The sequence below is a fragment of the Flavobacterium sp. genome, from assembly GCF_035292545.1.
In the GTDB taxonomy this organism is placed as follows: Bacteria; Bacteroidota; Bacteroidia; order Flavobacteriales; family Flavobacteriaceae; genus Flavobacterium.
The window spans coordinates 1-9723 of the sequence record NZ_DATDPV010000052.1; the positions used below are offsets into that span (position 1 = coordinate 1).

The window sequence follows — 9723 nt, forward strand, 5'->3', positions numbered from 1 at the left end:
GATTGTGGGTCAAAAGCACATGATCGAACGATTATTAATCGGACTTTTAGGCCAGGGTCATATTTTATTGGAAGGCGTTCCCGGTTTGGCAAAAACATTAGCCATTAACACGCTTTCGCAAGCGGTTCACGGTTCTTTCAGCCGAATTCAGTTTACACCTGATTTATTGCCTGCGGATGTGGTCGGAACCATGATTTACAACATCAAACAAAATGAATTTTCTATAAAAAAAGGACCGATTTTCGCCAATTTCATTTTAGCAGATGAGATCAATCGTGCACCGGCAAAAGTACAGTCGGCTTTGTTGGAAGCGATGCAGGAAAAACAGGTGACTATCGGCGACACGACTTTCAAATTAGAAAGACCGTTTTTAGTTTTGGCTACTCAAAATCCAATCGAACAAGAAGGAACCTATGCTTTGCCAGAAGCACAAGTCGACCGTTTCATGCTAAAAACCGTGATCGATTATCCAAAAATGGATGAAGAACGCATGGTAATCCGTCAAAACCTAAAAGGCGCTTACGAAAAAGTAAATCCGGTAGTTTCTGTGGAGCAAATCATACGGGCGCAGGAAGCCGTTCGTGAAGTATACATGGATGAAAAAATCGAAAAATACATTCTTGATATTGTTTTCGCCACCCGTTATCCGGAGAAATATAAATTAGCCGATTTGAAACCATTAATCAGTTTTGGAGCGTCGCCGCGTGGAAGTATCAATTTAGCTAATGCCGCTAAGTGTTATGCGTTCATCAAACGTCGTGGGTATGTGATTCCGGAAGATGTTCGTGCCGTAGTTCATGATGTATTGCGTCACAGAATTGGAATTACCTATGAAGCCGAAGCCGAAAACATTACTTCTGTTGATATTATCAATAAAATCGTTAACGAAATCGAAGTTCCATAAAAATTGGTTTACTGTTTAAAGTTTCAAATCATTGAATGTGAACTTGAAACCGAAAACTTTTGGACTTGAAACAATTAAAAATGGATACAAAGGAATTACTCAAAAAAGTACGAAAAATAGAAATCAAAACCCGAAGATTGAGCGATCACATCTTTTCGGGCGAATACCATACGTCTTTCAAAGGCCGTGGAATGACGTTCAGCGAAGTGCGTCCCTATCAATTTGGTGACGATATTCGGTCTATTGATTGGAATGTAACCGCACGCTATAACGAAGCACACGTTAAAGTTTTTGAAGAAGAACGCGAACTGACCATGATGTTAATGGTCGATATCAGCGGTTCGGAAAGTTTTGGTTCTAAAAACCAATTCAAAAAAGATATCGTGACCGAAATTGCCGCAACAATGGCTTTTTCCGCCACACAAAACAACGATAAGATTGGTTTGATTTTATTTTCGGATCAAATCGAATTGTATATCCCGCCAAAAAAAGGAAAATCGCACGTACTGAGAATTATCCGCGAACTCATCGAATTTCAGCCTAAAAGCTACAAAACCGATGTGGCTCAAGCCTTGAAATTTTTATCAGGAACGCAGAAAAAGAAGGCGATTGTGTTCATTATTTCTGATTTTATGACGGAAGAATATGAGCAAACTTTAAAAATAGCTTCCAAAAAACACGATATTACCGGAATTCGGGTTTACGATATTCGCGAAGAAAAAATGCCGGATTTAGGAATGGTTTCCATGTTAGACGCAGAAACCGGCGAAACACAATTGGTGAATACCGGTTCTAAATCAGTCCGAATGGAATATGAAAAACACTATCATGATAAAGTGAAATACTTCAAGGAAACTTTCAGAAAATCGGGTTCAGGTGTTGTAGATACCAGAGTTGACGAAAGTTATGTGACTAAATTATTAAGTTATTTTAAATCCAGAGGATAAAAAGGCAGTCAAATAAAAAATGAAAAACAAATTCTATATATATGTACTGATTCTAATTTCTACCACCATTTTTGCGCAGCAAAAGCGAGTAGAAACCAGCATCGATACCACAAAAAATAAAATTGGAGCGCAATTTAATTTAACGCTGAAAACCAATGTTGATACCTTGTCGAATGTGGTTTTCCCAAGTTCAGAAACTTTCGGAAAACTGGAAGTGATTCGTTCGTATGTTGTCGATACCATCAAAAAAGGCGACCGGTATGAATTGATAAAAAAATACGGATTAACCCAATTTGACTCCGGAAAGTATACCATTCCGAGTTTGCGGGTAATCATCAACAACAAATCGTTTTTAACGGACAGTATTTCGGTAGAAGTTGCCAATGTTACTGTTGATACGTTAAAACAGAAAATGTTCGACATCAAGCCGATTGCGGAAGCACCTTCGGATCATAGCGGAATATGGAAATATCTATTGATTCTCTTGTTGATTTTGGGAATCGGCGCATTAGTTTATTTTTTAATTAAAAAATACCAAAAGAAAAAAATTGATCAGGAAATCTTTAAAACGCCAATACAAAAAGCGACTACCTTATTGCAAAGTTTAGAGAAGAAAGAGCTTTGGCAAAAAGGGGAAATTAAAACCTATTATAGTGAACTGACCGATATTGCCAGAAATTATATCGAAGAAGCGATTGAAATCCCGGCAATGGAAAGCACGACTTCGGAACTGATTTTAGGACTTCGTGCGGTTTCCATAAAAAAGAAAATGACGCTTTCACAAGACACGCTGGAAAATCTGGAAAAGGTTTTGAAACATGCCGATTTAGTGAAATTTGCCAAATCAAAACCATTGGACTTTGAAATTGCAGAAGACAGAAATAAGATCGAAAAAGCGATTCTGACTTTAGATAAATCTATCCCGGTTGCTGTAGAAATAGAAGCGGATGCCATATTGAATGAAGCCCAGAAGCAAAAACAAGCCGAGCTTTTATTGAATAAACAACGCAATAAGAGAATTGTCTTGGCTTTAGCTGTGGTTGTTTTTCTACTTTTCGCAACTTCTGCCTATTTTGTAATTACAAAAGGATTTGACTATGTAAAAGACACCATTCTAGGACATCCAACCAAAGAATTAGTTGAGGGCGAATGGGTTTTTAGTGAATATGGGAATCCAAGTGTCGCTGTAGAAACGCCTAAAGTTTTAAAACGAATTGATATAAGTAAATCGCTGCCTAAAGACGGCATGGCATTGATAAAAGAAATGCAATCCTTTGCTTATGGAAGTATTTTAGACAATTTTTACCTGATGGTTTCTACAATAAAATACAAACAGGAAGGCGAAATCGATTTATCAAAATCATTAGAAGGATCTTTGCAGGCATTAGAAGCTCAAGGGGCACAAAATATGATTATTAAACAGGAAGATTTTGAGACTAAAGAAGGCATTAAAGGGCTCAAAGGATATGGAACATTTTCAAAAATTGATGCGCTACAAAAAAGAAGCACCAAGCTGTATTATGAAATTTTAGTATTCAGCCAGGAAGGCGGATTGCAACAAATTATTATTTTTCACGAAGAAGGCGATAAATATGCAGAACAAATTTCGGAACGCATGTTAAACTCTGTCGAACTTAAAAAAGCTACTGAATAATGACAAATGTAACCTTTTTAAATCCCGGGTTTTTCTGGTTGTTCCTTTTGCTGCCACTAGTAATTGGTTGGCAAATCTGGAAACGAAACGAGCAAACAGCCACTTTAAAAATAAGTTCGCTGCAAGGTTTCAAAGCATCGAAATCATTTTTGGCTAAGTTAAAGCCGTTTCTATTCGTGTTGCGATTATTGGCTTTAAGCTCTTTAATTGTGGCGATGGCCAGACCAAGAACGGTTGATGTAAGCAGTAAAACCAAAACCACGAAAGGAATCGATATCGTTATGGCGATTGACGTTTCCGGAAGTATGCTGGCAAAAGATTTGAAACCCAACCGAATGGAAGGACTAAAAGTGGTTGCCGAAAGTTTTGTCGAAGCAAGACCCAATGACCGTATCGGATTAGTGGTTTACGCTTCTGAAGCCTATACCAAAACGCCTGTGACGAGCGATAAAGCCGTAGTTTTGGATGCTATAAAAAGTATAAAATACGATAATGTTTTGCAGGATGGAACCGGAATCGGAATGGGTTTGGCCACCGCCGTGAACCGTTTGAAAGACAGTAAAGCCAAAAGCAAAATCATAATTTTGATGACCGATGGGGTGAATAATTCCGGATTTATTGAACCTGAAACCGCTTCTGATATTGCCAAAGAATACGGGATTAAAGTGTATACAATAGGAATAGGAACCAACGGAATGGCGGAATTTCCGTATGCAATTGCTCCGAATGGACAGTTTCTGTTCAAAATGATGCAAGTGGAAATCGACGAAAAATTAATGAAGTCGATTGCAAAAAACACAGGAGGAAAATATTTCAGGGCTACAAGCAATAAGAAGTTAGAAACCATTTACGACGAAATCAACAAACTGGAAACCACCGAAATCGAAGAATTGAAATTTTATGATTTTGACGAGAAATTCCGACCCTTTGCACTTTTTGCGGGATTGTTGTTGTTGATAGAAATTGGATTACGAAACACGATTTTTAGAAGTTTTATTTAGAATAGTATGTACGAATTAGACGAAAAAAAATATTTATATCTTTTGTTTCTGATACCGATTTTGGTGTTGCTATTCCTATACAATCAATATTGGAAAAGAAAAAAACAACGCGAATTCGGTGATTTGGAATTGGTAAAAAAACTAAGTCCGGAGAAATCGGTGTTCAAGCCTGTTTTGAAGTTCTCCGTATTACTTTTGGCTTTAGCCTGTTTCATCATTGCATTGGTAAATCCAAAAATAGGAACCAAAACAGAAACCGTAAAACGCGAAGGAATCGATGTGGTTTTTGCGGTCGACGTTTCCAAAAGTATGCTTTGTGAAGATGTGGCGCCAAGTCGTTTAGAAAAAAGCAAACAAATTGTTTCACAAATCATCAATCAGTTGGCTGGCGACAGAATTGGAATTGTAGCCTATGCGGGAAGCGCTTTCCCGGTTTTGCCAATTACCACTGATTATAGTGTGGCGAAGATGTTTTTGCAAAGTATGAATCCGGGAATGGTTTCTTCACAGGGAACTTCACTGGATGAAGCGATAAAGTTGTCGTCGACTTATTTTGAAGGAGACAAACAAACTAATAAATTATTGATTCTGATTTCTGACGGGGAAGACCATTCCGAAGGCGCGAATGAAGCAGCCGAAGAAGCCAATAAAGCAGGGTTGAAAATCATCACCGTTGGTATCGGAACAGAGAAAGGCGGACCTATTCCACTGAAAGAGAACGGTCGCGTGGAAAGTTTTAAAAGAGACCAAAACGATGAGGTGGTAATCACCAAATTAAACCAGGAAAGTTTACAGGAAATTGCAAAAAACACCAAAGGCGGTTACGTCAACGGAAACAATACCAAAGAAGTGTTGGAATATGTAAAAAACGCCTTGGACAATATTGAAAAAACAGAATTTGAAACGGAACAATTCACGGATTTCAATTCGCAATTTCAATGGTTTTTAGGAATTGGTTTTGTTCTGTTATTTTTGGATGTTTTCTTTTTGGAAAGAAAAACAAAATGGGTGAAGAAGTTGAATTTATTTAATGAAAAAGAATAATGAAGCATTTGATTTTATATAGTTTACTTTTTCTTTCTTTTGCCATTTCGGCTCAGGAGAAAGATGCTAATTTGCCTAAAGCCAACGAAGAATTCACAGCAAAAAAATTCACGGATGCCGAAGCCAATTACCGAATTTCAGAATCGAATCATCCAAAAAAAGCGATCACTTCCTATAATTTAGGGAATGCCATTTATAAACAAAATCAACCTGGTGAGGCAAGGTTTTCTTATGAAAAAGCCATTAAAAATGCAGCAGTAAGACCGGAAAAACACAAAGCATTTCACAATTTAGGAAATGTTTACATGAAAGAGAAAAATTATACTGCCGCTGTTGAAGCGTATAAAAATGCATTACGAAACAATCCGGCTGATGAAGAAAGCAGGTATAATTATGCTTTGGCTAAAAAAATGCTGAAAGACAATCCGCCAAAAAAGGATGACAAGAAAGACGACAAAAAAGATAAAAAGGACGACAAGAAAGACGATAAGAAAAAGGACAACGACAAGGATAAAAAAGACGACAAAGATAAAGATAAGAAAGACGACAAGAAAGATGGTGACGAGGATAAAAATGATGAAAAAAAGAACGAAGAGGGTAAGCCAAAACCTGAACAGGGCGGGATTTCTAAACAACGACTGGAAAATCTGCTGGATGCTGTAAATAACGAAGAAAAGAAAGTTCAGGACAAAGTAAATGCCAAAAAAGTAAAAGGCAAACCTGTACAAACGGAGAAAGATTGGTAAAAATCGGTCAGCCGATTAAACACATAAATGATTTAAACAAAAAATGAAAAAGTATATTTTTCTATTATTACTAAGTTTTCAGGGGATTTTGGCGCAAGTGCAATTTGAAGCCAAAGTCAGCAAACAAACCCTTGGCATGAATGAACGCCTTCGCATCGATTTTTCGATGAATGACGATGGCGATAACTTTGTGCCGCCTAATTTCGATGGCTTCAAAGTGATTGCCGGGCCAAGCCAGCAAGTAAGCCAATCTTGGGTAAATGGAAGAAGTTCGTTCAACAAAACGTATTCTTATTTTTTGATTCCAACGCAAAGAGGGTCGCTTGTTATCAGACAGGCATCGATTGAAATAAACGGTCAGATTTATAAAACATCGCCAATACGAATTAATGTCACGGCAGCTGTTGAGCAGCCAAGAGACCCAAATGACACGCAGGTTTCAGCCGATGACGAGTTGCATCTGGTAGTTGATATTTCTAAAGAAAATCCATATATAAACGAACCCATAACGGTAGTTTACAAACTGTATTTCAGCAATAATATTGGGATTACCAATTCCCGGGAACTTGGGAAACCAAAATACAATGATTTTTGGAGTCAAAATATTGACATCAAACAATTTGTTGTTGAACATGGAAAATACAAGGGCGAAAATTACCGCTTTGTAGTTTTGAAAAAAGTGGTTTTATATCCACAAAAATCAGGAAAATTAGTAATTGAACCGCTTTCATTGGATATTGATGTGCAGTTGCCAACCAACAGAAGAACGGTTTTCGGACAAATGGTTTTAGCCGAAGGGAACAAACGGGTTTCTGCCGGAGCCAGGACCATCAACGTAAAAGCACTTCCTGAAGCCGGAAAACCAGAAGATTTTTCAGGTGCTGTTGGACAATTTGATTTTAAAGTAACGCCTTCGAAAACCAATTTAAAATCAGGAGAAAGCCTAGATTTGAATGTTAGTGTGAGCGGAAAAGGAAATTTAAAACTGTTTACATTGCCAAAACCAGTCGTGCCAAGCGCACTCGAAATGTACGATCCGGTACATAACGAGCAAGTGAGCACACCACTTTCAGGAATGACGGGAAGAATGTCGGATAAATACACGATTATCCCACAATACAAAGGGAAATATCCCATCAAACCCATGCAGTTTTCCTATTTTGATTTAGCGTCTAAAAGCTATAAAACCATTACTTCTCCGGAAATTATGGTCAATGTTTTGGAAGGTCCTACAGCTTCGGAAGGAACTGTGGCAGGGAATTCAGGAGTGGATAAAAAAGCAATTTCAAGTACGGATCAATTCAAGTTTATCAAGCTAAAAACGAATCTGACTTCGGTGAATAAAAAAGATTTCTTTGGATCAACTTTGTTTTATTCCTTGACGTTTTTACCGTTTTTGTGTATTCCATTCATCATCCTTTTCAAAAAGAAGAAAGAAGCCATTGATGGTGATTTGGTTGGAAACAGAATCAAATTGTCCAATAAACTGGCGAAGAAATATTTATCGGAAGCCAAAAAAGAAATCGGAAACAAAGAGCCGTTTTATATTGCATTGGAAAAAGCCTTGCACAATTTCCTGAAAGCGAAACTAAACATCGAAACTTCGGAAATGAGTAAAGATAAAATCAGCGAAATATTGTTGTCCAGAAACGCCCAAACGGAAACAGTTGCAGCATTTATCAATCTTACCGAAAACTGTGAATTTGCCCGTTATGCGCCATCGTCAACCGTTGCCATTCAGCAGGATTATGATAAAGCCGTTGCGATTATTTCGGAATTAGAAAAACAGATCTAACAATCGATAGTGCTTAATTATCCATTGGTAATTCAAACAAAAATGAAAAACATACTTTATATATTATTACTGACAACACAGGTTTTCTTTGCCCAAAACGGCTTTGAAAAAGGGAATGCGTTGTATCAAAAAGGGAATTATCAGGAAGCTATAATGGCTTATGAAACTGTGTTGAAAACCAAAAAACAATCGGCGGAATTGTATTTCAATCTGGGAAATTCCTATTATAAACTGAACAAAGTAGCCCCGGCGATTTACAATTATGAAAAAGCATTGTTGCTCAATCCCGATGATGCGGAAATTCAAAACAACCTCAAATTTGCCCAAAAACTGCAAATCGATGAGGTGAAAGACGTGCCAAAAGTAGGTTTCAATAAACTGATTCAAGACTTTACATCTGCATTTCATTATAATACCTGGGCCTGGATTTCGGTGGGATTGTCTGTCTTGTTTCTGTTGTTTTTTATGGGATATTATTTCTCTCAAATTACTTCGTCCAAAAGGATTTTCTTCTTCGGAATGTTTTTCGCGTTGTTCGTTTTATTGCTGAGTGTTTTATCGGCAGTTTTCGAGAAAAATCAATACGAAAATGACCAGCCAGCTATTGTTTTTGCAGAAATTGCACCCGTGAAATCCGAGCCTGAAAAAGATGCTTCCGATGCTTTTGTTTTACATGAAGGAACGAAAGTTTATGTTCAGGAAAGTTTAGATAATTGGGTAAAAATTCAATTATCAGATGGAACTGAAGGATGGATTCAAAAAGAAAGCATTAAAAATTTGAAATAGTAAATCTGTTTAGTTGCCCGTTTCTTCCGTTTTGGATTCATTAGTTTTTAAATCCATAAACCATTCTTCAAGAGAAGGATAAATGACGGCCGAAATTTTCTGAATCGGATTATAAAACAACGAATTGTCTAAAGTTTCTTTTTCTGCGAAAGAATTATTGGAATTGATTTTCTGAAATAATTTCAAAGAAATACTGATAATTAAAGCAGTTTTCAAAATACCAAAAACTCCTCCGGCTAATTTGTTCAGCCAACCCAAAAATGCGAAACTGGCAATGTTGGTAAGGATTTTGGCCAAAAATGTAATGGCAACAACAACTAAGATGAAAGTCAGAACAAAAGCCGTAATCTGAATGGTTTTTGGATTCCACGAAACATGATTTTCTACGATAGCTTTCATGAAGTGGGAGAATTTAATTGCCACATAAATGCCAACCAGCAACGAAAGTAAGGAGGCCAATTCAACAAAAAAACCGTTCCATATTCCTCTGATAAAGCCGTATAAAAGCAATCCGCCTAAAATAATATCTAAAAAACCCATCTGATCAAGAATAAAAATAAAGCGCAAAGATAAAAGAACAAACACAATAGGGGAGAAAAGGGATAAGAATAATCCATTGCCAATTTTCAAGTTCTTATCTTTGCCCATTAATTTTTGTGTTATTGGAAATCGCAATTCACAATTCACCACCTACAATTCAAAAAAATGTCAAGAGATATACAACTAAAAGAACGCTGGGAACAGCTCGTAAATATACTTTCCAATCAATTTTCGCAAGGCGAAGATTTGGATCTCGATGCCATTATTTATTTAATAGGCGTTCAGGAACTGGGAAAAATACACCAG

The 9723-nt window shown here is 37.1% G+C and carries 9 protein-coding genes; 8 read left to right on the forward strand and 1 reads right to left on the reverse strand.

The window, feature by feature from the left end; all coding sequences use genetic code 11:
- The 8 genes from VI621_RS08725 to VI621_RS08760 form a co-directional block, all read left to right on the forward strand.
- Positions 1–904: MoxR family ATPase (locus tag VI621_RS08725; protein WP_324217996.1), on the forward strand; the 904-nt coding region annotated here is incomplete at its 5' end.
- 80 nt (positions 905–984) lie between these two features.
- On the forward strand, positions 985–1851 hold the full coding sequence (locus VI621_RS08730) for a DUF58 domain-containing protein (RefSeq protein WP_324217997.1): 867 nt from the start codon (positions 985–987) through the stop codon (positions 1849–1851).
- Between the two features lie 19 nt (positions 1852–1870).
- The gene (locus tag VI621_RS08735; RefSeq protein ID WP_324217998.1) at positions 1871–3505 is read left to right on the forward strand and encodes a hypothetical protein; all 1635 of its coding nucleotides are present in this window, start codon (positions 1871–1873) and stop codon (positions 3503–3505) included.
- Entirely contained in the window at positions 3505–4506 is a 1002-nt protein-coding gene (locus VI621_RS08740) for a VWA domain-containing protein (protein ID WP_324217999.1), read from the forward strand. Before VI621_RS08735 ends, VI621_RS08740 begins: the two co-directional genes overlap by 1 nt.
- Positions 4507–4512: 6 nt before the next feature.
- The gene (locus tag VI621_RS08745) at positions 4513–5550 is read left to right on the forward strand and encodes a VWA domain-containing protein (protein WP_324218000.1); all 1038 of its coding nucleotides are present in this window, start codon (positions 4513–4515) and stop codon (positions 5548–5550) included.
- Positions 5550–6296 (forward strand): tetratricopeptide repeat protein, encoded by a 747-nt coding sequence (locus VI621_RS08750; RefSeq protein ID WP_324218001.1) that lies wholly within the window; start codon positions 5550–5552, stop codon positions 6294–6296. Before VI621_RS08745 ends, VI621_RS08750 begins: the two co-directional genes overlap by 1 nt.
- A 43-nt stretch (positions 6297–6339) precedes the next feature.
- Complete coding sequence (locus tag VI621_RS08755; RefSeq protein ID WP_324218002.1) at positions 6340–8091, forward strand: BatD family protein; 1752 nt, start codon at positions 6340–6342, stop codon at positions 8089–8091.
- A gap of 42 nt (positions 8092–8133) precedes the next feature.
- A complete protein-coding gene (locus tag VI621_RS08760; RefSeq protein ID WP_324218003.1) occupies positions 8134–8877 on the forward strand; it encodes a tetratricopeptide repeat protein in 744 nt (247 codons plus the stop codon).
- A gap of 9 nt (positions 8878–8886) precedes the next feature.
- Here the strand turns inward: VI621_RS08760 and VI621_RS08765 are convergent, their stop codons facing one another.
- Positions 8887–9525 carry a CvpA family protein gene (locus VI621_RS08765; protein ID WP_324218004.1) on the reverse strand — a complete coding sequence of 213 codons (639 nt, stop codon included), beginning with the start codon at positions 9523–9525 and terminating at the stop codon, positions 8887–8889.
- Between the last annotated feature and the right edge of the window lie 198 nt (positions 9526–9723).

Bases quoted from the DNA above. Each gene is read 5' to 3' on its own strand.
- VI621_RS08730 (WP_324217997.1), top strand. From the start codon at position 985: ATGGATACAAAGGAATTACTCAAAAAAGTACGAAAAATAGAAATCAAA.
- VI621_RS08735 (WP_324217998.1), top strand. From the start codon at position 1,871: ATGAAAAACAAATTCTATATATATGTACTGATTCTAATTTCTACCACC.
- VI621_RS08740 (WP_324217999.1), top strand. From the start codon at position 3,505: ATGACAAATGTAACCTTTTTAAATCCCGGGTTTTTCTGGTTGTTCCTT.
- VI621_RS08745 (WP_324218000.1), top strand. From the start codon at position 4,513: ATGTACGAATTAGACGAAAAAAAATATTTATATCTTTTGTTTCTGATA.
- VI621_RS08750 (WP_324218001.1), top strand. From the start codon at position 5,550: ATGAAGCATTTGATTTTATATAGTTTACTTTTTCTTTCTTTTGCCATT.
- VI621_RS08755 (WP_324218002.1), top strand. From the start codon at position 6,340: ATGAAAAAGTATATTTTTCTATTATTACTAAGTTTTCAGGGGATTTTG.
- VI621_RS08760 (WP_324218003.1), top strand. From the start codon at position 8,134: ATGAAAAACATACTTTATATATTATTACTGACAACACAGGTTTTCTTT.
- VI621_RS08765 (WP_324218004.1), bottom strand. From the start codon at position 9,525: ATGGGCAAAGATAAGAACTTGAAAATTGGCAATGGATTATTCTTATCC.